Raw genomic sequence first — 25,156 nt, 5'->3', positions numbered from 1 at the left:
GGCGAAGAAGGGGGCTGGACCGACGATATCCCAGGCGGTCGAGGTGATGTGAGCCCCTCGATGCCAGTGGCACCCACACGCCCCGCCCGCTCGGGCGGACGCCGACGACTAGGCTCGCGTTCGGGGCGGGCGAACCTCGCCGGTGCTCCCTTTCGACGGTTCGGGAGGACGACGGATGGCGCAGCCACGGATGCTGCCGCTGGCAGCGGGTGCGCTGCTGACCGACGGCACCGTCCACACGCACACCTCGGTACGCGGCGACCTGGCCCCCGACCTGCATCCGGTGGTCCGGCGGTTCCTGCACGGGCTGCCCGCCGAACAGCGAGAGCGCTACATCGGCTGGTGCGCCGAGGCGGTGCTGATCTCCGATCGGCTCTACGCCGCCGAGGCCGACGGCCCGCCGCTGGACGCCGCCCGGTCCCGGGCGCTGCTGTGGGGGGCGAAGATTCGGGTGACCCGGGTACGGGAGGAAGGTGACCCGCGCCACGGTGAGGTCCAGCCGCCCTGCCGCTCCTGCGCGGCGCTGCTGGACTGGTTCGGTGTGGAGGCGCTGACATGAGCGAACGCTTTCCGCCCTCGGTGGCGCAGACTCTCGCCGCCGCCGGTTGGCGGCCCGACCACTCCGACGAGAGTCGGGGCCGCGAGTGGGGGCTGCGGATGGCCGCGCACGCCACACCGAGTGGCCGCCAGCACACCGTCACCGACCGGGCGATCAAGGCGTACGCCGAGTTCGGCGGGTTGCGGGTGGATCCGCAGGCCGACGGCGACCAGGAGGTCGCACCGAGCAGCTTCCACCTCGACCCGTTCCTGGTGCGGCACTCGGTGGAGACCCTCGCCGAGTTGGCCGAGGCGATCGGCGCGCCACTGAGCCCGCTCGGTGAGGAGGGCGACGGCACCGGAATCCTGGCCATCGACCAGCACGGCCGGGTGTTCGTGCTGGACCACGTCGGTGACTGGTTCCTCGGCGAGAACCTCGATGAGGCGCTCACCACGCTGGTGCTGGGGCGCCGCCCCGCCAAGGTACGCGCGGACGGCACCTGGTGACCGGCTGGCAGCCCACCACCGCCGCCGAACGCGCGCTGCTGGCCGCCGTCGAGGCCGACGACCGGGAGGGCTTCCTCACCGAACTCGCCGCCGGTCCGCTGCTGCTGCCCGTGTCGCCCGAGGCGGCGGCCGGACAGGCACCGATGGCGTGGCCGACCGCCCACCACGAGGGCGTCACCCATGTGCTCGCGTACACCTCACCGGCGGCGATCGCCGCCGGGGTGCCCGGTCGATCGGTGAGCTACCGGGTGATGGGGTTGGTCGACGTCGCCGTCGAATGGCCGGACGACGAATGGATGTTGGCGGTCGACGCCGGGTTGCCGATCGCCATCCGACTGACCGCCGACGAGCTTCGGGCCCTGGCCGCGCCGGTCGAGGAGGCCGAGCGGCCACTTCGCGAGGCGATCGTGCGGCAGGACTCGAACGCCCTGATGGCCGCCCTGCTCCGGGCCGAACTGGTGCTGCCGGTGGACCCGGAGGGCGCCGAGACGCGTGACCTGTCCGACCCGGACTTCCCGTGGTGGGTCGTCCCCGACGAGCAGGGGCGGGCCAACCTGCCCGTGTTCACTTCGGAAGCCCGACTGCGACAGGCACTCGGCGAGCGTGACCTGGTGGTGGTGAACAGCCTCCAGCTCACCGACCACTGGCCGGATCTCTCCTGGCAACTGCTGCTCAACCCGGAGACGCCGCTGATGGCGGCACTTCCCGGCGAGGCGCTGCTGACGTTGCGGGACTGGCTCGGCGAGCTTCGGCAGGTGATCAACGACGCGGCCGAGCAGGAGCGGTTGCGGCGCGACGCGAACCGGTTCGCCGACCCGTCCTCGGTGGGGGTGCCGGTGCCCCGTCCGGCGGCGGATCTCGCCGCCGACGACGAGCCCGATCCCACCGCGCCGTTGCTGCTGCAACTGGCCATCCCGCACCGCTACCTGACGTCCTATCTGGACGACGGGTACGACCGGGCGGCCGGGCTGGTGCACGCCTGGCACGGACCCGGCCGGGACACCCCGATCCGGCTGTACCGACGGCTGGGGCTGCTCGGCGAGGGCTCCCCGTTCGACGAATCCGACGAGTGGGTGGCCGTGTTGCGCTGGCCGCCCGGCGAGGAGACGCCCGAGGAGTGGGGGCGGGGGCAGCCGCGGATGGAGTCGATCGTCGTACCGGACGGAACCGAGTTGCACTGCCTGCACGCGGACGGCCGCGACGAACTGCTCGCCCGCTTCGACGCTGCCGGTCGTCGCTGGTCACCGGCCTGACCCGCGCTACCGACCGGGCGGTTCGTCGGCCCGCTCCGGGCCACCACCAGAAGCGGCCGGTCGGTTCAGCGCGTACGGCCGGCGAACCAGGCCCGGGCCGGTGGGCTTTTGATCAGGGCGAGTGACACACCGGCCAGCCCACCCACGACGAGCGGCGTGACCATCGTCGGGTGGTAGCTGAGCTTTCCCTGCGCCAGCAGCGTGACGATCACGACGACGAAGAGCGCGAAGGTGAACCCGGCCGGGACGGCGAGTCCTGCCGCGTTGTCGCCGGTCCACGCCATCAGGATCCCGAGCGACGCGAACATCACCATCAGCAGTGCGATCGCGAGTACGCCGGCACCGATACCCACCACCAGGAGCTTGCCCAGCCCGTCGCCCTCGGTACGCAGCATCGCCGCGAAGAAGCCGAACCCGGCGATCAGCCAGATGACGATCGAGGGCACCATCAGCAGCACGGCGGCGATGACGACGGGGGGCCGCCGAGGTGTGGGTGGTGCGGCGGCGACTCCGGCGTCCGGCGGTGGTGACGGGCCCAGTACCGGCCCTCCCTCGCTGGTCATCCGTTCGGACGGCGCCAGGCGGCGTCGTCGGTGTCGATGGCGGCATATGGGGGATCGGTCGGCCCGGTGCCCGCAGTCGGCGGTGGCGGCGCTGCACCGCCGGAGTAGGCCGCCTCCGGGGCCGGGCTGGGCGCTGCCCGCCGTCGACGCAGCTTGACGATGACCACCACCGCACCGATCAGCAGGGCGAGAAAGACCAGCCAGACCAGCATCACGATCGCGATCTCGGCGAAGTCGGGCCCGTCGTTCTGCGACGTACCGACATCGGCGAGTGCGTCGTCGAGTCCGGGCTCACCGGCCGGCGCGCTGCGGTCGCCACGGCCGTCGGGTTCGCCGGTCAGGGCCTCCCGCAGGTCGAGTACGCCCCAGCCGTAGTGCTCGTCGTGTCCGGGCTTGCCGACATCACGGGTGGTTTCGAGCAGCCGCCGGAACATCTGGTACGCGTCGAGGTCCGGGTACTTGGTCTTGATCAGGGCCACCGCACCGGAGACGACGGCGGTGGCGGCGCTGCTGCCGGTCGCGCTGGTGTACTTTCCGCCGGGATAGGCGACCATCATGTCCTGGCCGGGGGCGGCGATGCTGATCGGCAGGTCCGGGGTGCCCGGGACCGACCCCTGCTTGCTGATGACGCCGTTGCGGTCGATGGCGTTGACGGCGATGCTGCCGGGGTGTGAGGCCGGGCTCCCGACGAGGATCTGGTCCGAGTTACCGGCCCCGGCCACCACGATCACGTTGTTCCGGTAGGCGCGCTCGACCGCCCGGTTCAACTCGTCGTTGAAGCTGCTGGACAGGGAGACGTTGATCACGTCGACTCCGGCGTCGATCGCCAGGTTGATGCCGGTGGCGAGTGCCGTCGGGGCGATCAGCCCGGCACCGTCCTTCTGGACCGTCACCGGGTAGATCTTGGCCTTCGGGGCCACGCCGAGTATGCCGTCCCGGCCGCCCTTGCCGTGTCCGTGCCCCGCGATCAGGGAGGCCATGGCGGTCCCGTGCCCCTGCCGGTCGAGGTGGCCCTTGCTGCTGTCGTCGTAGAGGTCGACACCGGGCAGCACATTGTCGCGTAGGTCCGGATGCGCCGCGTCCACCCCGGTGTCGATCACCGCTACGGTGATTCCCTCACCGCGAGTGATCTTGTGAAGCTCGGCCAGCTCGAGGCTCTCGACCTGCCACGACCTGTCGCGGACGGAGTCGGCCAGGGCGGGCGCGGCGGGCAGGGCGACGGCGGCCAGGACGCCCGCGAGCGCGGCGGCCACCGATCGGGTCAGGACAGGCATACCCGTCAGCCTTCCTCTGTCGTGCCGACACGTCGAGCGGCTGTGAATGGACGGTCACCGCATGGTACGGGCCGGCCACCCAGGGTTGGGTGACCGGCCCGCACGAGGTCAGTTCTGGCCGAGCGCCTTGCCCTGCTCCCGAGGACGGTGTTCGGCGGGAGCCTCCACCACACCGACGGCGGAGGACTCGGTGACCCACAACTCGTCGTCACCGTCGCCGTACTCCCAGGTTTCCTCGGCGTCGTCGCGGGGCGCAGCCTTACGCGGCGGCGGAGCGGTCGGCCCACCGCGTCGACCGCCCAGCGACGGGGCCGGTCCGGTGGTCGGCGCGGGTCGACCAGTGCCCGCACCGGTGCGTCCGCCCAGATCCGGCCGAGGGCCGGCGGTGCCGCCACCGGTCAACGGCTTGCCGGTGGTCGGTTTGCCGGTGGCGGGCTTGCCGGTCAGTGGCGAGCCGGGCCGGGCCGGGCTGGCGGGCGTGGCCCCCCGCTGACCGCCGAGACTCGGCGGTGGCGCGGTGGGACGGCCGGGCGTGGTACCGCGCTGCCCGGGGCGGGCGGCGGTGGAACCGGGCAGTCGCGGACTCGACGCCGGTGGGGTGGTCGGAGCGCCCGGACGGCCACCCATTCCGGGCCGGCCCCGGCCGCCGCCGGGCGCACCGGTGCCGGTGTTGCCGGGCAGGGTCGGACGGTTCGGCGCGGCGGTGCCCCGCCGGCCCCCACCCGGTGCTCCGGATCCGCTGCCCGGGCCTCCGGCACCGGGCAGGGTGGGCCGGTTGGGCGCCGGTCCACGGCTACCCGGTGCGCCGGGACCACCCGATCCCGGCAGGGTGGTCCGTGGTGCGTTCGGCCGCGCCGAGTTCGGGGTGGTCAGGTTGGGGTTGACCGGCCGTGGCCCGGGTGGGGCCACCGGCGGCACCGCCGGACCGGGCGCGGCGGGGGCGTTGGGTGCGGTGGTCACCGGTGGGGCGGTGGGCGGTGGGGCGACCGGCGCCGCGGCGCCACCGGCGAGACCGACGCCGTCCGGAGGGTTGGGAGGCGGTGGTGTCGTCGGCTGAGCCGGTGCCTCGCCACCGGGCCGGGTCGGCAGATTCGGCCGGTTCGGCATGTCCGGCCGATTCGGTGCCGCACCCCGCACGGGTGCGCCGGGCCGTGGCGCTCCCGGCGGGCGGGGGCCGCCGGGAGCGAGGGTCGGAGCGACAATGACCGCGTCCGTCGGGCCCTTGAACTTCCCGCCGCGCGAGATGTTGTGGATGTAGACGTCGATGTACATGTCCGCCAGCGGCTTGGTGATGTTCTTGGCCCGCTGGTGGAACTCCTTCTGGACGTCCTCGTACGACTTGCCGTCATTGCCGGTGACACCGGGAATCCAGTCGACGAGGTCGGACGCCTGGAAGCCCTCGTCGTTGCGGCGGCGCTCGCCCTGGCGGGTCTGTTCGGCCTGGTACTCCTGCCAGAGCTCCTTCATGTCCCGCTGGGCAGTCTCGATCTTGCTGGCGAGCTGGTCCAGACCGGCGGCGTTGTTGGTGGCTATTTCCTTCCACTCGTCGAGCGAGTGCAGGGTGGCACCTACCCGGCCCATGAAGACCCGCGCCGCGGGCGACTGCCAGCGGGCGTCCAGCGCGTCGGCATGACGTTTGAGATTGTCCCTTGTGGTCTGCAGCAGGCTTGCCGCACGTCGCCACATGTCGGCCAGTGCCGTCGTCCGCTCGTCGCTCTCCTTGCGGACGTACTCCCACATCTGCTCGATGTTGACCGAATCCCACGCCGTGGGTTCGTACGGCGAGGCCTGGGAGGCGCGCTCGGCCGCGTAGTCATCGGTAATCCCGGCGTATGGGTGGCTGACGGGTCGCCAGCCGTAGTAGTCGTCGCTCATCCCCGCTCCTCAGGCCTCGTCTGTGTCACCGTCACCCGAGATCCGACTGGTCCAGTCGAAGATGTTCGCCATGCATGTACTCGTTGTCGCCCGGGATCACGTACCGGCCAGGGCCCTCACCGACGACATCCGTCCTCGCCCACTCCGGGGTCTCCTCGCGCTGGTCGCCGCTGGATGAGGGTTCAGGCTCGAAGTAGGTGTTCGGGTCGAGGGCCTCCGTCGGCACCGAGTTGGCCGGGTTCTCCTGGCCCTCCTGGCTCTCCTGCCACCGGCCGCTGAGAGTGTCCTGGCCGTTCACGGCGGAGAAGGCGTTGTAGACGTCATCGTTGGTGGCCTGGGCCAGCGCGTCGCCGGTGAGGTACTCGGCGGAGATGGACATGGCAGCCGTGCTCAGGGCGGTGAGGCCCTTCATCACGTCGCCCATCAGATGCGAGACGGCCATGCGGCTCTCGTCGTGCCGGCCCCGGAAGAAAGCCGCCTCCTTGAGCCCGCCACCACCGAACGGTGCCTGCACCGTGAGCATGGGACGTAGCCCGTTGTCGAAGCTGGGCTGGAAGTTGGTCTCCATCTCCTTCTGAATGGCCAGCGCGAAGTCCTTCAGCTGCTGGATGTCGACGTCGATCTGTTCGTCGACGAGCCACTCGTCGCCCATGTTCCCTCCCCCGTCCGCTCACACGATGGCGGCGCGACTGCTTCCAACCCCGACATGTCGGGGGTCATGCAGCCGCGCACCGTGGATCCACTCTGGCCGACAGTAGCCTGATCAGGCAACCCCGTACGGCCTCAGGAGCGCGGCGGAAGGTGCACCAGTTGCACCAGCCGGGTACCGCCACGCCGCGACACCAGCCAGCCCCGGCCCGGTGGCAGCGGCCCGGGTCGGACGGTGCCGAGCAGCACCCCCTCGTCCCGGTTGCCGGACATCACGATGCCCGGTGTGCTGATCTCCCGGAGCCGCATCAGCACCGGCTCGTAGAGCGCTCGACTGGCACCGCCGGTACGCCGGGCGATGACCAGGTGCAGGCCGATGTCCCGCGCCTGGGGCAGGAACTCCAGCAGCGGCGTCAGCGGGTTGCTGCCGGCCCCGGCCACCAGGTCGTAGTCGTCGACCAGCACGTACAGGTCGGGACCCTTCCACCAGTCGCGGGCCCGCAACCGCTCGGCGCTGATGTCCGGCGGCGGCAGCCGGTCACGCATCACCCCGGCCACCTCGGAGATGATGCTCTCGGTGACCTGCGCGGTCGAGCCGTAGCCGATCAGGTGCGGGGTGTCGATGTCGCCGAGCAGGCTGCGTCGGTAGTCGACGAGGACCAGTCGCGCCTCGGTCAGTTCGTGGCGGTCGACGATCGTCTGCGCCATCGCCCGCAGGAAGGTGCTCTTACCCGACTCGCCGTCGCCGAACAGGATGAAGTGCGGATCGGCGGCGAAGTCCAGGTGCACCGGCTGAAGGTCCACCTCGGCGATGCCGATCGGGATGCCCGGGCGGCCCGTGTTCGGCAGGCTGCCGTACGGCACCACGGGCGGCAGCAACCGGATCGGCGGTGCGCCCGGCCCCTGCCACGCGGCGGCCAGATCGGTGACCAGCTTCCGGGCCCCCTCGGACAGGCTCTCCGCCTCCTGCGCGCTGTCCGCTCGCGGCAGCGCCGCCAGGAACTGCTGACCGTCGGGCGTGATGCCCCGGCCCGGTGACTTCTCCGGCACGTTCATCGCCGCCCGCCGGTCGAGGTTGGAGTCGCTGGCGTCGGCCAGTCGCAACTCCAGCCGGGTGCCGAAGACATCCCGAATGGCCGGCCGCAGGTCCATCCAGCGACTCGCGGTCACGATCAGGTGGATGCCGAAGGACAACCCACGGTTGGCGATGTCGTTGATCGTCGGTTCCAGGTCCTCGAACTCCGCCCGCAGCGTCGCCCAACCGTCGATGACCAGGAACACGTCGCCGAACGGGTCGTCGTCGTGCTGGCCGTGCCGCCGCGCCCGCCGGTACTCCGCCATCGAGTCCACGCCGCGTTCGGCGAACCGCCGCTCCCGTTCCCCCATCAGCAGTTGCAACTCGGCGATGGTGCGCCGCACCAAACCGGCGTCGAGACGGGTCGCCACCGAACCGACGTGCGGCAGGTCGCGCAACGACGACAGCGCGCTGCTGCCCAGGTCGAGGCAGTAGACCTGGGCCTCCCGTGGGGTGTGGGTCAGCGCCAGCGAGGTGACGACCGTACGCAGCAGGGTGCTCTTGCCGCTCTGCGGGCCGCCGACGATGACCGCGTGGCCGGCCGAACCGGCCAGGTCGAACCAGAGCACGTCGCGTCGCTGCTCGAAGGGCTTGTCGACGATGCCGACCGCCACCTGCAACTCGCCGAGCAGACCGGCGTGCGCGACGGTGATGCCCCGGGCCGGATCGGCGGTCATCGGTGGCAGCAACTGATCCAGTGTCGGCGGCTCGGCCAGTGGAGGAAGCCACACCTGGTGCGCGGGCTTGCCCCGACCGGCGAGCCGACCGACGAGGATGTCCAGCACACTCTCGCCGACCCCGTCGGTCGGCTCCGGTGCGACCTCCTCCTTCGGCGTACGGGTGACCGGCGGCGCGACGTAGCTGGTGGTGTACTCGCGGACCCGGTCCTCACCGTCGCCGGCCGCCACCGCCGCCGCGGTCTTGCTGCGATAGGTGCCGGAGACGTACGCGGCCTTGAACCGGACCAACGGCTCGGTGCCGAACCGCAGGTAGCCGTGGCCCGGCGACCGGGGCAACTCGTACGCGTCGGTGGCCCCCAGCACCACCCGGGACTCCATCGCGGAGAAGGTTCGCAGACCGATCCGGTACGACAGATGGGTGTCCAGGCCCCGCAGCCGCCCCTCCTCCAACCGCTGCGAGGCCAGCAGCAGGTGTACGCCGAGCGACCGGCCGACCCGGCCGATCTGCACGAACATGTCGATGAAGTCGGGCTTCGCGGTCAGCAGCTCGGAGAACTCGTCACAGATGATGAGCAGGCTCGGCAGCGGAGCCAGCGGCGCGCCCGCCGCCCGCGCCTTCTCGTAGTCACGCTGCGAGGCGTAGTTGCCGGCCGCGCGGAGCAACTCCTGCCGGCGGACCAACTCACCGTTGATGGAGTCGGTCATCCGGTCCACCAGGGGCAGTTCGTCGGCGAGGTTGGTGATCACCGCGCTGGTGTGCGGCAGACCGTCCAGCCGGGTGAAGGTCGCACCACCCTTGAAGTCGACGAGCACGAAGTTGAGGCTCTCCGACGAGTGTGTGGCCGCCAACGCCAGCACCAGGGTGCGCAGCAGCTCGGACTTACCGGAACCGGTCGCGCCGATGAGCAGGCCGTGCGGACCCATACCGTCCTGGGCGGACTCCTTGAGGTCCAACTCCACCGGCCCACCGTCGGCACCCACCCCGATCGGCACCCGCAGCTTGTCGCGGTTGGGACGCGGCTGCCACGCCCGATCCACGTCGAACTCGTACGGGTCGCCGATGTCGAGCAGGTCAGCCAGGCCCAACTCGGTGGTCAGGGGAGTGTCGCCGCCGCCTCGGGAAGCGGCGGAGAGGCGTAGCGGGGCCAACTGCATGGCCAACGCCTCAAGCTCGACAACCCGGCAGTCGTCCGCCCGGCCGATCTCCGCCGGGCCGTCCACGGTGACGCTGTGCAACTGACGGTCCGCCGACACCTCCAACACCAGGCGCGCCCGATCGAGCAGGCGCGGTGCCGGTGTGGAGAGGTCGAGCAGGGTCACGCCCTCCACACCGCCCTCGGTCATCAGGTGATCCGAGCCCGCGGTGTCGCCACCGTCGATGACCACCAGCACGTGCGGCCCGGGGACCTGCGGCGAACCACCGCTGGCGTTGAAGCGTGGCCGGCTGGCCAGCACGTCGTCGAGCATCGCCTCCAGGCCGGTCACCGAGGGCGAGACCAGGCGCAACTGGCCGAGCGCGTCGGTGCGCGACGGGTGCAGGGCGTGCGGCAGCCACTTCGTCCACTCCCAGTCGGCCCGCCGATCCGGTGCCACGCAGATGGCGACGAGCATGTCGTCCGGCGCGTGGAACGCGACGGCCTGGGCGAGCACCGCCCGGACCATGCCCCGGGCCGCGTCCGTGTCGCCACGTAGGTGCACCCGGGCGAATCCGTTCAGCGCCATGGTCACCGGCAGGTCCGGCACCTCGCCGTAGGTGGTGAGAAACCGACGCAGCGCGAGCGCGCACATCGGTTCCAGCTTCTCCAACGATGTGGCTGGCGGCGGCACCAACGGCGTCGCCAACTCCTGCGGCCCCAGGCCGATCCGTACGGTGGCGAAATCCGCGTCGCCGCGGCGGCGTTCCCACAGCCTCGGCCCCAGCGGCAGGGACCACAGGACATCCGGATCAGGGTGCCGGTAGAAAGCGGCCTCCCGCTGCTTGCGGACCGTCTTGAGGACGCGCCGCCGCTGGCGGGACAGGTGCGTCATGTACTCCCGGCGCTTCTGCAACATCTCCTGCTTGCTCGGCCCGCCGGAGTTGTTGGCCAGCTGCGACCCGAGCATCCCGATGGCCGAGAGTCCGAAGAGCCCGCCGGTGACATAACCGAGGGTCGACCCGCCCCGGCCCGCGAACATCAGGGCCATGGCGAAGGAACCGGCGAGCATCGGCAGCAGCATCAGCATCTGCCCCCACGCCTTGCCGCTCGGTGCGGGCACCTCGGGCGGGGCATCCAGCAGCACCTCGCCGGAGGGGTACTCCGGCTCCGGCTGGCGGGCGGGTCGCTTGACGACCACCGTGCTCACGTGACAGACCTCCGTTGCCTCTCCTCGGTCTGGGCGCGCCGCGGTGAACCGCCCCCCGCGTCACCGGCACATGGTAGGTAGCCTTTGCCCGTCAGGACAGCCGCGGGCCTTCGGCCCGCTCCTCGTACCGAGGGGTCGTTAGTGGTCACCCAGGCCGGAACCGGACTCGCGCGCATCGCAGTCGTCGCTCCCAACCGACGGTTGGACCTTGCCCTGCCGGAGCACCTGCCCCTCGTCGGGCTGCTGCCCGCCGTGCTGCGGCAGGCCGACGAGGAACCCTCGGACGGCACCGGTCACGGTGGCTGGATGCTGCGGCGCAGCGACGGCAGCACCATCGATCTGACCCGTACGCTGGCCGCGCAGAACGTCCGCGACGGCGAGACGCTGCACCTGGTGCCGAGGCGCACCGAGTGGCCGGAGCTGGCGTACGACGATCTGATGGAGGCCGTCGCCGACGGTGCCCGGCGGCGCGGGGTGGCCTGGAGCCCGTTCGCGACCCGGCTCACCGGCCTGATCGTGGCCGGTGTGCTGCTCCTGCTCGGTCTTGTCGTAATCGTGACCTCCGAGCAGCCCGGTTGGTTCGGTGGCGCGGTCGCGCTCGGTGCGGCCGTTCTGCTGCTGGTCTGCGGGATCGTGCTGTCCCGGGCGATGGCCGACTCCCTCGCCGGTGCGGTCGTCGCCGCAGCCGGCCTGCCCTATGCCTTCGTCGGCGGCGTGCTGGTGATCGGGGCAGGCGAGTCGGTCTGGGCGCTCGGTGCCCCGCATGTGCTGCTCGGCTCCGCCGTGCTGCTGCTCTTCGGCCTGCTGGGGCTGCTCGGTGTGGGCGACGCCACGCGGGTCTTCGTGGCCGCGGTCTTCGTCGGCTTCTGGGGCATGGTCGGTGGCCTGATCACCCTCGGCTCCATGGACGCCGCACAGGGCAGCGCGATCGTGGTCGGTGCGGTGGTGTTGCTGCTGCCGGCGATGCCGCTGCTCTCCGTACGCCTCGGGAAGATGCCGATGCCGGCGTTGCCGCGTACCGCTGCCGACCTGCTGCGGGACGAGCCGCAGCCGAAACGGGAAGTGGTCTACCAGGCCACCGCGCGGGCTGACGAGGTCTTCACCGGCATGGTGTTCGGGGCGTTCGTGGTCACCATCGCCGGCCTGATCGTGCTCACCGCGACCGGCACGCTCTCCGCGCTGCTGCTCGCCGGCATCATCTCGCTGGGCTACCTGCTGCGGGCCCGACTGGTGTCGACGGTCCGGCACCGGGTGCCGATGCTCGCCGTCGGGCTGGTGGGCCTGGGTCTGCTGCCCCTCGTCGGAGCGACCGACGCGTCGACCGGTGCCCGGGTGCTGGCCGTGTTGCCGGTGGCGCTGGTCGCGGCCGGGCTGTCGGCAGCGGCCGGGCTCGCCTACAGCCGTCGTCCCCCGTCGCCCCGACTGGCCCGGCTGGGTGACATGTTCGACATCCTGCTCCAGTTGGCCGTGGTGCCGGTCGCGTGCAGTGTGCTCGGCCTGTACGCCTTCATGCGCGCGATCAACGGCTGACGGAGTTCCTACCAGTCGCGGTCGTGGGCCTCGGGCATGGGGCCCCCGCGGATCAGCTTGCCGATGGCGGAGTCGATGTCCGGGCCGACGAAGAAGTAATCTGCCCAGTGGAGCATGAAGACGCGGCCCTGCGCGTCGGCGACAAGTTCGGACGGCCCGTCCTCGTTGTTGCCAAGGGGAAAGACCGGGTTGTCGAACTCCTCGGCGAAATCGCGGGCCGCGTCCGTAACGACACCACCTCGGGTGGGGTGGATAAAGCTCATGAAGCCGCCGCCCGGTCGGCCGCTCCGACCGAATTGGGGCAGTCGCAAGCCGCCGAATTCCACCAGTGCGGCGCGTACCACCGGTGGGCATTCCAGCCCGGCCAGTTCGTCGGCGAAGCGGACCATCCAGTGGTCGACCGCTGCGCTGAAATCGCGGCCGGGAAACCAGCCGGCCTGCTCCAGCACGTGCCGGACGTCGGGCGGGAAGCGTCCCTCGGCGGCTCGGCGCTGCGTGTACCGCTCGGCGATGGTCTGCCACGGCAGCGACGGCCACTGGGAGACCTCGCCGCTTTCCCGGTCGATGACGGCTCGGGGGTACCCGGTGGCAGGGGGTGGCATGGGCGGACCATCGGTCGCCGCGGCGACCGGTTCGACGAGACAGGCAACGTAGCCGAGGTCGAACTCGAACAGGGTCACGTCGAAAGGGGTTTGACGCTCGTCGGCCCATTCGCGGGCGATGGCGAGGGCCTCGTCGCGGCTGATCATCGAAGGACTCCTCGGGCTGCGGTCGTCGGCTCCGCCGGCCAACGCCGGATGCGGACACCGGGCGGCTCGACGCCGTGCCTATGGTAGGCACCGCGGTCCCGAGTTCGTGACCGTGCCGGCGTACGCCAGGGGAGGGGTGCCATGCCGTCGCGGCGGGACCAGGTTCAGTCGTACCAGTTCTTCGTCCAGCGGATGACCTCCGCGTTGGTGGCACGTGAGCCTGACCCGGAGGCAGCGCCGTTCCGCCGACTGGGCGGTGCCGGCTTCGCCAGCGTCATGGTGGCCGTCCTCTGCCTGGCCGCGGTGGGCGTGTACGGCCTGTTGCGTCCCGGTGGCGCGACGAAGTGGAAAGAGGGGGGTGCGGTCATCCTGGAGAAGGAGACCGGCACCCGCTACCTCTACCGGGAGGGCCGGCTGCACCCGGTGCTCAACTACGCGTCCGCCCTGCTGGCCATGGAAACGGCGGCCCCGACCGTCTCGGTTTCCCGGAACTCGCTGGTGGGCACCCCGCGTGGCCCACGGATCGGCATTCCGTTCGCCCCGGACGCGTTGCCTCCCGCCAACCGCATCCTGGACGGGCCGTGGACGCTCTGCACCCAGCCGGCTCGCAATGCGGCCGGTGGTGTCGTCGCCACCACCGTGCTCACCGTCGGGCGGCCGCCCGACGGCGGCCGGGAACCGGGCGACAGCGGGCTGCTGGTGCGGGACCGCAAGACCGAGCGGTTGCACCTGATCTGGCGCGACCATCGGTACGAGATCCGCAACGAGAAGATCGTGCTGGAAGGGCTCACCATGAGCGCCGAGCCGGTGGTGGAGGTCGGTGGGGCGTGGCTGAACGCGCTGCCCGCCGGAGAACCGATCGCTCCCCGCCGGGTCGCCGACCGGGGCACGCCTTCGAGCGCGTTGCCGGACGCCCGCGTCGGCCAGGTCTTCGTGGTGGAGAGCCAGGGCGGTAGCCGCCAGTACTACCTCGCCGAACGGTCGAGGCTGGTGCCGATCACCCCGCTTGAGGCGGACGTGGTGATGGCCGACGGGGAGACGCAGTCGGCGTACCCGGGCGAGGCCAGGCCCCACCCGATCGAACTCGCCGCCGGTGCCGCCGCCGCCGCGCCCAAGGCGTCCGCGCCGGCCCAGGGCCGGCATCGCGCGCCGGAGCAGCGGCCGGACATCGCCAGGTTGACCGGCGACCAACCGGCGATCTGCGCGGCCTACCAGCCGGGAGCGGACGAACCGACGCTGCTGCTCGACGCGCAGGTCCAACCGGTGCGTGAACCGGTACGCACCGGTGAGCAGACCGGTGACGGCATCCCGCTCGCCGACCGGGTCGTCATCGAGCCGGGGCACGGCGTCCTCGTCGCGGCGGTCTCCTCCCCGGACCAGGAGTCGGGCACCCTCAATCTGGTCACCGACCTGGGGCATCGCTACCCCCTGGCCTCCGAGGGTGTGCCCGCGATCCTCGGCTACTCGGGTGTGCAGCCGGTACGGCTGCCCGCCAGCCTCGTGGTCCGGCTGCCCGCCGGGCCGGTGCTCGACCCGACGACGGCGAAACTCGCGCTCGACCCGGAGTGACCTGACCAGCCACAATGGAGAGGCGGAGCAGGTGGCGGTCTAGCGCGCGCTGGACACGACCCGCTACCGTTCGTATGACGATGGTGCGCGAGCACCGACTGACAGGACGCCCCGGCGAGACGGGGCGATCAATTGAGGACGGGGGTGACTTCCGCCATGTCGATGAACACCGACACCGGCTTGATGCTGAAGACCGAGGGTGACGTCGATGCCGTCGCCGATCGGCTCACCGGCAACCTCAACTCGCTGATGGACCAGCTCGCGCCGCTGTACGACCAGTGGAAGGGCGCTGGTGCCGGTTCCTTCCACCAGGTCCGTGAGCGGTTCGACCAGGACATGGCCCGACTCAACGTCGCGCTTCGGGCGATCGCCGAGGCGGTCGGGTCCGCCGGTAAGGACTACGACGTCAGCGACGAGGAGATCCGGGCCGACATGGACAGCGCGGGTGCCACCGCCGGCCAGATCACCGCGGCGCTGAAGCTCTGACGGGGGAGAGACTCATGACGGAGATTCGGTACAACTTCGCCGGGCTGAACGCCGCAGCGGACAGCTGCAGCGGAGCGGTCCGGAACATGACCGGAGAGCTGGACGGGCTCAAGTCCGGCATCGCGCCGCTGCTGGCCACCTGGGATGGTGACGCCCGGGAGGCGTACTTCCAGCGGCAGAGCGAGTGGGAGTCGGCCGCCAACGACCTTCGCGACCTGCTCGGTCGGATCGAGAAGGCGCTGCGTGAGTCGGCCGCGAAGATGCAGGCCCGCGAGGCGGCGAACCGCGCGAAGTTCGGCGGCTGAACCGAGACCCGCAGTAGTGATGGCCCGGCCCCTGCGCCGGGCCATCGCCGTTTTCGCCGCAGGCAGCGGTGACGGTCCGCTCGGCGTCGACGCCGCTGTCAGCCGCGCGGTGTCGAGCTCGGTACCCGGAAGAAGATCTCCTCGGGTTCGTCGATCTCGGGCTCGGCCGGGGGCGGTGCCGCCGGGCGGGTGGGTCGCCACCGCGCGCGGCGACCACGCGGCAGCAGCGCGGCCAGCGCCGCGACGGCGACCGCGATCGCGGCCAGCGCCAGCCCGATCCAGAGGGCCAGTCGGCCGAACAGCGCCCAACGCTCGGCGCGTGCCTGCGCCGCAGCGTCGTGCGGCACGTCGGGCAGCGGAGGCTGCGCCACGGGACTTCCCGTCGTCAACCGTTCGGTGACCGCCCGGTACGGGTTGACCACCCCGCTGCCGTAGCCCCGGTAGGCGTCACCCCGGGCCGGGTCGGCGGTGGCCAGGATCCGTTTGGTGACCGCCCGAGCGGAGAGGTTGGGCTCCGCTGCCCGGATCAGCGCGGCAGTCGCACTCACCATCGGGGCGGCGAAGCTGGTCCCGTCGTAGGTGTTGTGGCCGATCAGCCGGGTCGCGGCCACCACGGCGCCACCCGGGGCGCTGATGTCCACGTACGGGCCGACCTGGGACTGTCGGATGCGGGCACCGTACTGGTCGATGGCACCGACGCCGATCACGCCGTCGTAGGCCGCCGGATAGGGCACCGGATCGGGGCGGGCACCGTCCTGGTGTTGGTTGCCGGCGGCGGCGACCAACACGACGTCCTTCTCCACCGCGTAGCGGATGGCCTGCTCCACGTCCTGGTCCGGTCGGTAGAGCGTCACCGACATGTTGATGACGTCTGCGCCGTCGTCGACGGCTCGCCGGATGGCCTGGGCGAAACGAGCTCCGGTGACGGTGTCGCCGCCGGCGCCCGGGCCGTCGTTGGCGTTACGTTCACTGACCCGGATCGGCACGATCGTCACATCCGGTGCCAGGCCGTGGAAACCCACCCCGTCCTGCCGGCGGGCGGCGATGATGCTGGCCACTGCCGTGCCGTGGGACACGCAGTCCACGTCGCCGCCGGGTGCGCCGTGCAGGACGTCGAAGCCGGTGGTCACCCGACCCGTCAGTTGGGGGTGGTTGCTGTCGGTGCCGGAGTCGATGACCGCGACGCGTACTCCCGCTCCGGTGCTGAACGGCCACACGCGCTGCGGAGCGAGCCACCGTAGATGCCAGGGCGTCTCGGTGTTGATCTCTCCCGGATCGCTCGGATTGTTGCAAATCGCCGGTGCGGCTGCTGCCGGGCTCGCCACCGGAATCGCCAACACCGGAGAAAGAAGCGCCCCCAGCAGCACGAACGTCGTCACCGGACGGTCCCGGAACATGTCTGCACGCCTCCCGTCAACCGGCCCCGCTGAATCCTAGCGGCGGCTGCTCGCCGGACCAGGGGACGCCGATGTCGCGCCCATTCAGTATGGTCGGGTTGTCACGCCCGGGCGTGGGCGGCGGATGGGACCTGCGCGGGGAGGAACACGCCATGGACGTACAGGCGCTGCGCGCCCGTGCCGACGAACTGATGGCGCAGTTCGAGCGGATGCGTTCCGGCGTTGGTGACCTGCAACAGCAACTCAAGACGGTGAAGGCGACCGTCACCTCCGATGACGGCCTGGTCACTGTGACGGTCGGTCCTCGTGGTCACGTGACGAAGGTCGAGTTCGATCCGCGCATCTACCGCCGGCCCAACTCGAAGGAGCTTTCCGCCACGGTCACCGAGACGATCCGGCGGGCTACCGAGAAGGCCATGGCTGAGGTCGAGAAGCTGGTTCGACCGTTCGTACCGGACAGTCAGTTCCAGGCCTACATCGATCATGACCTGGACGGCATCTTCCGTCAGTTGGACAGCGATCTACCCGGGGAGGAGAAGCGGTGAGCGAACTGCGCGACACCTTCGTCAAGCCCGACGCTGCCCTGGAGGGCGCCAACGAACTCGGCGCGGCCGGTGCGCAACTCGCTTCGGCCTGGAGCAATGTCGGGGCGGCCATCAACACCCTCAACGGCGGCAAGCCCTGGGGTGACGACGAGCCGGGCAACGAGTTCAACAAGAACTACCTCGGTGGCGATCAGCCGGCGCAGCAGGTCCTCGACCTGCTCGCGGATCTGGTGCCGCTGGTCGAGGTGCTGGGGCCCACCGTCAAGGGTGCGGTCGAGGGCACCGTCGACACCGACGAGATGGTCAAGACACTGTTCGGCGGCGACGACAAGTAGCAGTTCACCCGCTACGGGTCGACATCGGACAGAGGGGCATTCGGGGTGGCGATACCCAATCCCAGGAACTCGCTGGGCGAGTACGCGTGGGTCTGGGACGCCATTTGCTGGGTGAGCGCCGGAGAGGCGTGGCCCAGCGGCGACGAGGACCGGATGCGGGAGTTGGCCGACGCGTGGCAGGCGTTGGCCGACGCGGTCAGCGAGACGCTGGGCCAGGCCGACCCGGCCGTCATGAAGATCCTGCAGAGCTGGGGCGGCGGTGCCGGCGAGGCGTTCGGCGGTCTGTGGAACCAGATCGGCGTCGACCCGAACAAGGGCCTGCCGCTGATCCAGGAGATCTCCGCCGCGTACGCATCCGGATGCGACCAGGCCGCCCTGGAGATCGAGTACGCGAAGCTGACCGTGCTGATCGCGGTCATCATCACCGTCATCGCGGTCTTCGTCGCGCTCCTGATGGCTTGGTTGGGTGGGGTCTCGGCCGGTGCCATTCCGGGCATCCTGGCTGGTGGACGCCAGGCGGTGACGGTCGCCTTCCGGCGCTTGATCGCCCAGATGGGGCGGCAACTGCTGACCAGGGCGGGAATGCGGGCCGCCCTGCGGGCGGCCGGCACCCGGATCGGCCAGATGGTCACCAGTCAGGGCTTCCGGCAGGGCCTCAACCGCCTCGGCCGTGAGCTGCTGGAGGAGATCGGCGAAGAGCTGATCATCGACGTCGGTGCCCAGGCGTACCAGATGCACACCGGCGAGCGGCGGCAGTGGGACGGCAATCGGACCCTCACCGCTGGCGTGGGTGGGGCCTACGGCGCGGTGCTCGGCACCGGCATGAACTGGGCCGGCCGGCGGGTCGCACCCCGCATGCCGTTCTCGTTCAGCCCGTCCCAGCTCTCCTTCCGGGGCAGCGGCATCGTTCGCTGGGGCAGCACGAGCCTCGCCTCCGGCGCCCAGAACGCCATCATCTCGCCGGCAGCCAGTGTGCTCGCCAACGGCACGATCAACGGGCAGTGGGCCATGCCCGATGCGGACGCCTTCCTGGGTGGCTTCGCCAGCGGTGCCGGCCGTACCGGAGCCACGATGGCCGGCGGCGCCGCCGGCAACCTGGGTGGGCGGGTCACCAACTGGGGTCTCGGCAAATTGGGCATCTCGCTCAATCCCGGTGCCGGCCTCGGAGCGGGTGGGATCAACCCGGGCATGGGTGTCGGCGGCACGAACGGCCTCGGTGGTCTCGGCGGGGCCAACGGCGCGGGCGCGGGGGCGACCGGCGGTGGCACGGGTGCCGGCTCGACTGGGAGTGGCGCGGGCGCCGGAGGGACCGGTGGCGGCACCGGTGGCACGGGTGCTGGCTCGACGGGCAGTGGCGGGGGCGCCGGGGCGACCGGTGGCGGCACCGATGGCGCGGGGGCGACCGGCGGCGGTACGGGCTCGACCACGGATGGTGGCTCAGCCGCAGGTGCCAACTCCGGGGCCGGAGCGGGCGACTCCGCTGCGGGCGGCAGCAGCAGTTCCAGCGGCGCGGGTGCCACCTCGGGCGCCGGAACGACCGACCTGGGCGGTGGCACCACCCAAACCGACACCGGGACGGTCCCCAGCAGCGGTGCGGGTTCGATCAGCCTCGCGCCCCCCTCGGCGGACGGTGCCGCAGCACCGACGAGCGACAGCACCGGCGCGCCGACCGCGGACACGCCCAACGCCGCCGACTCGTCGCGCGCCGACGTCTCCACCGGAAACCAGGTGAGCGTTCCCGCCGATCCGGTGGCCGCGACACCACAGGGCACGCCGGCCGTCAGCGACACCGGTAACGTCACCAGCGACCAGCAGAGTGCTCCGGAAAGCCGAGGCGCGCCGGTCGCCGAATCACCTGGCACCGACCGGACCAGCACCAGCACGCAACCCGGCACCGACACCACCACCAACGTCGGCGACCGGAGGACCAACGAGACGACGGTCCGGACCGACGCCGGGCCGGTCGCGAGTCCGTCTGCGGACGTCACCACCAGCCCGCCTGGCGACAGTTCGGCCGGGCCCGCCCGCACGACGACGGACACCCCGGTCCGCGACGTCACCGCGCCCGGACCGGTCGACACAGATCCGTCCGTCGGTACGGACGCGCCGCCCGCCGTGCTACCCGGCACACCTGTCGCCGGTCCGGTGACGGCCCCCGCCACCGGACCAGTGGCAGGAGCACCGCCGGGCACCGTCGCACCCACCGGCCCGACCACCGCGACGAACCCCGCCCCCACCACCGGCGCGCCCACCACCACCGGTGCACCCACCACCACCGGTCCCCAGGCTACGACCGGTCCGCAGGTGACGAGCACGCCCACCGCCGCGACGCCGACCACGACCGGCACACCGACCCCGGGCACGAGCACCCAACAGCCCTCCGGCAACACCACCACGCAACCGACGCAGGGCCGGAACACGCCAGCCGCCCCGGGGGTCAATCCGACGGCGGCGAACACGGCAGGCTCGATCTCGCTGGCGCCGGCCGTTGGCCCCACCACGACCAACCCGGCCCAGCCCGCCGGATCCACGCAGCAAACCACCACCAACCAGCCGGGTACGCCGGCGACGCCGGCCCAACAGACCACCCCGGCCCAACCCGCGCCGTCCACCGCTCAGCCGGACACGACACCTGCGCCAAGAGACCCGGCCGCCCCGACGGTGCCGACACAGAGCGCGGGCGTCGAGCCGACGACGCCCTCTCCCGACGCCGCTCCCCCGTCCGACACGGACACGAATCCGGAATCCGGGCCGACCGATCCGGCTCAGCGGACGGCCGAAGGGCCGGTCGTGGTCCCGGTGCCGACCAGTAGCGGGACCCTCCAGGGTGGGCCGACGAACCCCGGTACCGAGACAAATACCGGCCCGGTCGACCCGGAGACCCTCAAGCGGTCGGATGGAAAGACCGGAGACGGTACGCACAGCTGGCGGCTGGATCCGACGTCGGTCGACGGCGATCCGAACAGCCCCGAAGCGGAACGCGCCCTGATCGAGGCGTCGCGGACCCTGGCCGAGGCTGTCCGGCGGGAGGTGAAGGCCGGGACGATATCCAAGGGCAAGCAGCCCGGTATGGCCGGCGCGTTGCTGATGCCCAACGGCACCATCACCACGCACACCAGCATGACCGCCGACAGAAGCACTTCACCCCCCACACAACCTCGGGTGCACCCTCTCGCGCAGGCCGCACTGGACCGGATTTCAGCGAGCCTCGCCGACGGCGTGGGCGGTGGGCACGGGAAGTGTGCCGAGGTCGCCCTGGTTTCCGACCAGCTTTACAACCTTGAACAGCAATGGCGGGAGGCGGGGAAGCCCGGCACCTTCGAGCAGTACGCCTCGGAGTCGCTGCAAGGCGCCAAGATCGTCACGCACCAGATCAGGACAGCTAGGTCTGACGGCGTCACTTATGAACTCGGGCATTATCGACCACCTTGCCGATCGTGTGCGCACTTCCTGCCACAGTTCGGTGTGGAGCCTGTGGCGGACCAGGAACGGGACGTCAGCAGTTATCAACCACCAGTACCGGGGGCAGTGGGCACTGGCCCGCTGCCCAGCGACAGCCGCCCCTACGGGCAGCCACAGGGTCTAGTTCCGCCTGACCCGAGGGACCAGCAGGCGTTGGAAGACGCCGTTCCAAGCGATCAAGCGACCGGGCGACCGTTGGTGCATCCGGACCCACGTGGCCCGTGGACGGGATTGATCAACGATGGTGGGCCTACCGTGCCTGGCCGAGACACGAACTGTGCCGATGTCGGACTTTCCGTTCTGTCTACCTGGTTCGGTCGGCCGGAGGTGGCGGCTCCCACTGCCCCGTCTACCGCCGTAGAGGCGGGCAGTACGGCGCGGCAGGAGCAGGCGCTCGGGGCCCCCTTCACGCACGAGGGCAGCGGAACAAGCGGCCTGGACAACGTCGCCGACGCCCTTCGCGCGGCAGGTCCGGGTTCTGCGGCCTTGATCGTCACTAGCTGGAACGACGGAACCGGGGCGCATACCTGGAACGCCGTCAACCATGACGGCACCATCATCTGGCTCGACGGCCAGAACCAGATCATCTCCGCCACCGGCCCGCTGCACACCGGACGGGTGGACGGTGTCTGGTCGATCGTGCTGGATGCCGAAGGCGACCCGGTCAGTCACACCGCCCCCGGAGCCAGCACGCCGGCTCCGGTCCCGCCGGCCTCGACCGCGGATTCGCCGCCCGGAGGACGGGACCAGGACACCGACGCCGGTGTCGACCCGAATGACCCGGAAGGAGCGGCCGACCCGAACAACCCCGACGGGACGCTGCCCGACCCGAGCGATCCGGACGCGGTGCCGGACAGCCCGAGCCCGGAGGGCGAGCCGGATCCGAACACCGCCGGGAATCCCGAGCCGGGCGTCTGGCCGGACATGCAGGGCTGGCCGATGCCGGACACGCGCCAGTTCGGGCCGGAGCAGTTGGCCCCGCTGGAGGATCCGCGTTACCAGGACGACGTCGAGGCCAGTCTGCGAACCCCGGACGGGTACGCGGTCTTCGCCGACCCCTCGACCCACCCGTACGGTCAGCTGATCAACGACGGCGGACCGGACCAGCCCGGTCGTGCCAACAACTGTGTCGACAATGTCCTCGCCGCCTTGGCCAGCTTCTACGGCGATCCGCAGGTGTCGTATCCGCGTTGGCCGGACCAGCTCACCGACGGCAGCATCGAAACGACGCTCGGTGAACTGAGCGGCTACGACCGGATCGAGAGCTGGATCGGTGGCGAGTGGACCGGCGACAGCGACACCCTGCCGGTCACGCCCGCCGAGCGGTCGGACGCGTTGGCCGACCGGTACGAGCAGCTCTACCAGCGTGTTCTCGACGCCGGGCCGGGAGCGGCGGCGGTCGTCGCCGTCGACTGGATCCTGTTCGACGAGAACACCGGGGATCCCCTGCTCGACGCGGACGGCAACACCCAACCCGCCGGTGAGCACGTCTTCCTGTTGGTCTTCCCCGAGGGCGCGGACGGGCCGGTGTGGTGGGACCCGCAGTTCGGCAGCACCACCACCGATCCACTACCCGGCGACTATGTTGAACTGACGCACAACCTGTGGTCGATGGAGGTGCAGCCCAGCCATGTCGATGAGCAGGGAGGAAGCCCGGCAGCTGATGACCCGGCTGCTGGGAACGGACAACCCGGTAGCAGTGTTCCCGTTCGAGTTCGGCTGGGCAGCCCAGGAGACGCTTTCGCCGCAACAGCGGACGCAGGGTCGGCAACTGGGCCAGGGGGTCTTCATCATCGACCAGACGGGAGTGGTGACGGTACATCCCAGCCTGCCGCCACCGTTGATCATGAAGCGGTACGCGGCGGCACGCCGGGAGGGACGGATCACCGGCCGGCAGGTCTGGCCAGCCCCGGATCCGACGGACTGAGCGACTCCGGTACCGCGCCGGAGAGCGATCCCGCCGCGAGTCCCTACCTGGACGGGCTTCCGGACGCCGACCGGGCCACTCTGCTCGACGCCCTGGCCGAGGCGCAGACGGCGGCCGACCAGATCCTGGCCGACCTGCACACCGTCAACGCCGAGGTGAACGCGCGGCTCGGGCTGACCGGCACGGATGCGCTCAGCACGCTCGGTGAGCAGCATCGGGTCAAGGGCGCCGAGTCGCTGGCCCGCAAGTACCGCACCGAGCTGGAACCACTCGGGTACGACATCGATTCGGCGCTGGACACCGTCAACGACGTGGTGCGTTTCTCGGTGCGGGGGCCGGAGTCCGAGGCGTACGGACCGGCGGTGGACGCGCTGCTCACCTCCTTGGAGGCGCAGGGTTACCAGGTCACGGACCTGAAGAACTTCTGGCACCCGGGGAACCGGTTCTTCGGTCTGAACTGCACGTTGACCGCGCCGTCCGGGCGTACCTTCGAGCTGCAGTTCCCGACCGAAACCAGCTACAACGTCGGCAAACAGACCCACGAGCAGTACGAGGTGATGCGCGACCCGGCGCAGACACCGGCCGCCCGCGTACACGCGTTCCTCGACATCCTGGCGATCAACAAGGCCAACGGCATCGCGGCGAGCATGCCGTCAGGCATGAGCAGCGCCCGGTTCGACACGCCGAAGGACACCAGCTTCGCGAAGTGGATGTCTTCCCCTCGGCAGGCGAGCATCCGTGAGGCGTACCTCGACTGGCTCGGACAGCAGGGCCTGACGTTCGCCGACGTGCTCGCCGCGCGAGGATTGGCCGTGTCCGACCTGCCCGGTCTGGACCCTGACCTGATGGGGGGCGTGCATGGCACCGCTGACGTTCGGATACTTCCTCCTCCGGAGACCGGACGATCCGGACGGCCCGCCGGTCAACCTGATAGCGGAGGCGGACAGTTCCGGGCCGACCCAGGCGGTGATCTGGGATCGGCCGACGCGGGCGTGGACGTTCCGGCCGGACGTGGCGGCGGCGATCCTCTGGGCGAATCCGGAACGCCACGAGATCCAGCAGGTCGACCGGGCGACGGCCGAGCGCCAGGTGGCGCACTTCGCGACGGTTCCGTTGCCGACGGAGGACGAGCTGACGGAGATCTGCCGCTCGGCGACCTGAACACCGAGCCGCCCGGCGGCCAGCCCTCGACGGTGCCGCTCGACACCGACCACGGGTTGGCGCAGACCCGGCGGCTCGGGCCGGGCGAGCTGGCACCGTTGGAGGATCCGGCATACCAGTGGGACGTCGAGCAGAGCCTGCGCACCCCGAACGGGTACCTGCTGTTCGCCGACCCGTCCACCCATCCGTACGGACAGTTGGTCAACGACGGCGGACCGAACCAGCCGGGGCGTGCCAACAACTGTCTGGACTCCTCGCTCTCGGCGCTGTCCAGCTTCTTCGGCGATCCGCGGGTGTCCTTCCCCCGGTGGCCGGACGTCCGCCCGGACGGCTCGATCGAAACGGTGACCGGCGAGGCGAGTGGGCTCGACCGAGCTGAGCAATTCCTCGGCGTCGACTGGTCGGGTGGGTCGGAGGGACTGCCGACGACACCGGCCGAGCACAGAGCGGCGGTGGCCGAGCAGTACGCGCAGCTTCACCAGCGTGTCGCGGAGGCCGGTCCCGGTTCTGCGGCCCTCGTCGTGGCCGAATGGGTCAGGACGGATCCCCGCACCGGTGAACTCGTCCTGGATCACGGGCAGGTGCAGGTCCAGGACTCACACGCCTTCGTCCTGGTGTATCCGGAAGGTGCCGACGGGCCGGTCTGGTGGGATCCGCAACGAGGGACGACGTGGCCGCAGCCCCCAGCCGCGTACCTGTCGCAGACGTATGCGCTGTGGTCGATGGAGATCATGGCGGAAAGGGTTTCGGATGACGGAGGACGAGGCGCTGACGTTGATCAGACGCCTGCTGGGCACGGCGAACGAGATCGAGCTTCATCCGTTCGAGTTCGGCTGGCTGGCGAAGGAGCAGCTGTCACCACAGGAACGGGCGGAGGGCAGGCAGCTGGGCCACGGGAGCTACATCATCGATCAGACGGGAGTGATCACCGCGCA

At 70.9% G+C, this 25,156-nt stretch carries 16 protein-coding genes and 1 pseudogene; 10 read left to right on the top strand and 7 right to left on the bottom strand.

Going from position 1 to position 25,156, the window contains the following annotated elements:
- Positions 1 to 175 precede the first annotated feature (175 nt).
- Genes FF096_RS23500 through FF096_RS23490 form a run of 3 tightly spaced genes read left to right on the top strand, consistent with a single transcriptional unit; the run spans position 176 to position 2,297 of the window.
- Positions 176 to 559: a YwqJ-related putative deaminase gene (locus FF096_RS23500; protein WP_155221738.1), complete on the top strand. Its 384-nt coding sequence runs from the start codon at positions 176 to 178 to the stop codon at positions 557 to 559.
- Positions 556 to 1,044 carry an SUKH-3 domain-containing protein gene (locus FF096_RS23495; protein ID WP_155221737.1) on the top strand — a complete coding sequence of 163 codons (489 nt, stop codon included), beginning with the start codon at positions 556 to 558 and terminating at the stop codon, positions 1,042 to 1,044. Before FF096_RS23500 ends, FF096_RS23495 begins: the two co-directional genes overlap by 4 nt.
- A complete protein-coding gene (locus tag FF096_RS23490) occupies positions 1,038 to 2,297 on the top strand; it encodes an SseB family protein (RefSeq protein ID WP_155221736.1) in 1,260 nt (419 codons plus the stop codon). The genes FF096_RS23495 and FF096_RS23490 overlap by 7 nt, the downstream gene beginning before the upstream one ends.
- Before the next feature lie 65 nt (positions 2,298 to 2,362).
- Here the strand turns inward: FF096_RS23490 and FF096_RS23485 are convergent, their stop codons facing one another.
- From FF096_RS23485 to eccCa, 5 genes are all read right to left on the bottom strand, one after another.
- On the bottom strand, positions 2,363 to 2,860 hold the full coding sequence (locus tag FF096_RS23485; protein ID WP_155221735.1) for a hypothetical protein: 498 nt from the start codon (positions 2,858 to 2,860) through the stop codon (positions 2,363 to 2,365).
- Complete coding sequence (locus FF096_RS23480) at positions 2,857 to 4,134, bottom strand: S8 family serine peptidase (RefSeq protein ID WP_155221734.1); 1,278 nt, start codon at positions 4,132 to 4,134, stop codon at positions 2,857 to 2,859. Before FF096_RS23480 ends, FF096_RS23485 begins: the two co-directional genes overlap by 4 nt.
- A 108-nt stretch (positions 4,135 to 4,242) precedes the next feature.
- Entirely contained in the window at positions 4,243 to 6,009 is a 1,767-nt protein-coding gene (locus FF096_RS23475; protein ID WP_155221733.1) for a hypothetical protein, read from the bottom strand.
- A 31-nt stretch (positions 6,010 to 6,040) separates the two neighbouring features.
- Positions 6,041 to 6,661 carry a hypothetical protein gene (locus tag FF096_RS23470; RefSeq protein WP_155221732.1) on the bottom strand — a complete coding sequence of 207 codons (621 nt, stop codon included), beginning with the start codon at positions 6,659 to 6,661 and terminating at the stop codon, positions 6,041 to 6,043.
- Between the two features lie 131 nt (positions 6,662 to 6,792).
- Positions 6,793 to 10,755 carry a type VII secretion protein EccCa gene (gene eccCa, locus FF096_RS23465; protein WP_309223835.1) on the bottom strand — a complete coding sequence of 1,321 codons (3,963 nt, stop codon included), beginning with the start codon at positions 10,753 to 10,755 and terminating at the stop codon, positions 6,793 to 6,795.
- Between the two features lie 141 nt (positions 10,756 to 10,896).
- Here eccCa and eccD point away from each other — a divergent pair, with 141 nt between their 5' ends.
- Positions 10,897 to 12,285 carry a type VII secretion integral membrane protein EccD gene (eccD, locus tag FF096_RS23460; RefSeq protein WP_309223834.1) on the top strand — a complete coding sequence of 463 codons (1,389 nt, stop codon included), beginning with the start codon at positions 10,897 to 10,899 and terminating at the stop codon, positions 12,283 to 12,285.
- Positions 12,286 to 12,293: 8 nt separating this feature from the next.
- On the opposite strand, the gene FF096_RS23455 is transcribed toward eccD, so the two are convergent.
- The gene (locus FF096_RS23455; protein WP_155221730.1) at positions 12,294 to 13,034 is read right to left on the bottom strand and encodes an SUKH-3 domain-containing protein; all 741 of its coding nucleotides are present in this window, start codon (positions 13,032 to 13,034) and stop codon (positions 12,294 to 12,296) included.
- A 141-nt stretch (positions 13,035 to 13,175) separates the two neighbouring features.
- On the opposite strand from FF096_RS23455, the gene eccB reads away from it, so the two are divergent.
- The 3 genes from eccB to FF096_RS23440 all read left to right on the top strand — a co-directional run bounded on the left by eccB (position 13,176) and on the right by FF096_RS23440 (position 15,394).
- Positions 13,176 to 14,603: a type VII secretion protein EccB gene (gene eccB / locus FF096_RS23450; RefSeq protein WP_155221729.1), complete on the top strand. Its 1,428-nt coding sequence runs from the start codon at positions 13,176 to 13,178 to the stop codon at positions 14,601 to 14,603.
- 156 nt (positions 14,604 to 14,759) lie between these two features.
- Complete coding sequence (locus FF096_RS23445; protein ID WP_155221728.1) at positions 14,760 to 15,089, top strand: WXG100 family type VII secretion target; 330 nt, start codon at positions 14,760 to 14,762, stop codon at positions 15,087 to 15,089.
- A 14-nt stretch (positions 15,090 to 15,103) separates the two neighbouring features.
- On the top strand, positions 15,104 to 15,394 hold the full coding sequence (locus tag FF096_RS23440) for a WXG100 family type VII secretion target (RefSeq protein ID WP_155221727.1): 291 nt from the start codon (positions 15,104 to 15,106) through the stop codon (positions 15,392 to 15,394).
- Between the two features lie 98 nt (positions 15,395 to 15,492).
- On the opposite strand, the gene mycP is transcribed toward FF096_RS23440, so the two are convergent.
- Entirely contained in the window at positions 15,493 to 16,791 is a 1,299-nt protein-coding gene (mycP, locus tag FF096_RS23435; RefSeq protein WP_155221726.1) for a type VII secretion-associated serine protease mycosin, read from the bottom strand.
- Between the two features lie 152 nt (positions 16,792 to 16,943).
- On the opposite strand from mycP, the gene FF096_RS23430 reads away from it, so the two are divergent.
- The 3 genes and pseudogenes from FF096_RS23430 to FF096_RS27590 all read left to right on the top strand — a co-directional run.
- Positions 16,944 to 17,336, top strand: a complete 393-nt coding sequence (locus FF096_RS23430; RefSeq protein ID WP_155221725.1) for a YbaB/EbfC family nucleoid-associated protein — start codon at positions 16,944 to 16,946, stop codon at positions 17,334 to 17,336.
- Positions 17,333 to 17,671 carry a hypothetical protein gene (locus tag FF096_RS23425; RefSeq protein WP_309223833.1) on the top strand — a complete coding sequence of 113 codons (339 nt, stop codon included), beginning with the start codon at positions 17,333 to 17,335 and terminating at the stop codon, positions 17,669 to 17,671. The genes FF096_RS23430 and FF096_RS23425 overlap by 4 nt, the downstream gene beginning before the upstream one ends.
- A 153-nt stretch (positions 17,672 to 17,824) precedes the next feature.
- Positions 17,825 to 24,874: pseudogene (locus FF096_RS27590) on the top strand (toxin glutamine deamidase domain-containing protein); the annotation flags it as partial.
- Between the last annotated feature and the right edge of the window lie 282 nt (positions 24,875 to 25,156).

It is taken from the genome of Micromonospora sp. CP22 (assembly GCF_009712475.1).
Taxonomy (GTDB): domain Bacteria; phylum Actinomycetota; class Actinomycetes; order Mycobacteriales; family Micromonosporaceae; genus Micromonospora.
This window is presented reverse-complemented; position numbering and strand designations above follow the sequence as displayed.

Coding starts and splice junctions, on each gene's coding strand:
- FF096_RS23445 (WP_155221728.1), top strand. CDS start 14,760: ATGTCGATGAACACCGACACCGGCTTGATGCTGAAGACCGAGGGTGAC.
- eccB (WP_155221729.1), top strand. CDS start 13,176: ATGCCGTCGCGGCGGGACCAGGTTCAGTCGTACCAGTTCTTCGTCCAG.
- FF096_RS23500 (WP_155221738.1), top strand. CDS start 176: ATGGCGCAGCCACGGATGCTGCCGCTGGCAGCGGGTGCGCTGCTGACC.
- FF096_RS23440 (WP_155221727.1), top strand. CDS start 15,104: ATGACGGAGATTCGGTACAACTTCGCCGGGCTGAACGCCGCAGCGGAC.
- FF096_RS23485 (WP_155221735.1), bottom strand. CDS start 2,860: ATGACCAGCGAGGGAGGGCCGGTACTGGGCCCGTCACCACCGCCGGAC.
- FF096_RS23480 (WP_155221734.1), bottom strand. CDS start 4,134: ATGCCTGTCCTGACCCGATCGGTGGCCGCCGCGCTCGCGGGCGTCCTG.
- mycP (WP_155221726.1), bottom strand. CDS start 16,791: ATGTTCCGGGACCGTCCGGTGACGACGTTCGTGCTGCTGGGGGCGCTT.
- FF096_RS23470 (WP_155221732.1), bottom strand. CDS start 6,661: ATGGGCGACGAGTGGCTCGTCGACGAACAGATCGACGTCGACATCCAG.
- FF096_RS23495 (WP_155221737.1), top strand. CDS start 556: ATGAGCGAACGCTTTCCGCCCTCGGTGGCGCAGACTCTCGCCGCCGCC.
- FF096_RS23430 (WP_155221725.1), top strand. CDS start 16,944: ATGGACGTACAGGCGCTGCGCGCCCGTGCCGACGAACTGATGGCGCAG.
- FF096_RS23455 (WP_155221730.1), bottom strand. CDS start 13,034: ATGATCAGCCGCGACGAGGCCCTCGCCATCGCCCGCGAATGGGCCGAC.
- FF096_RS23475 (WP_155221733.1), bottom strand. CDS start 6,009: ATGAGCGACGACTACTACGGCTGGCGACCCGTCAGCCACCCATACGCC.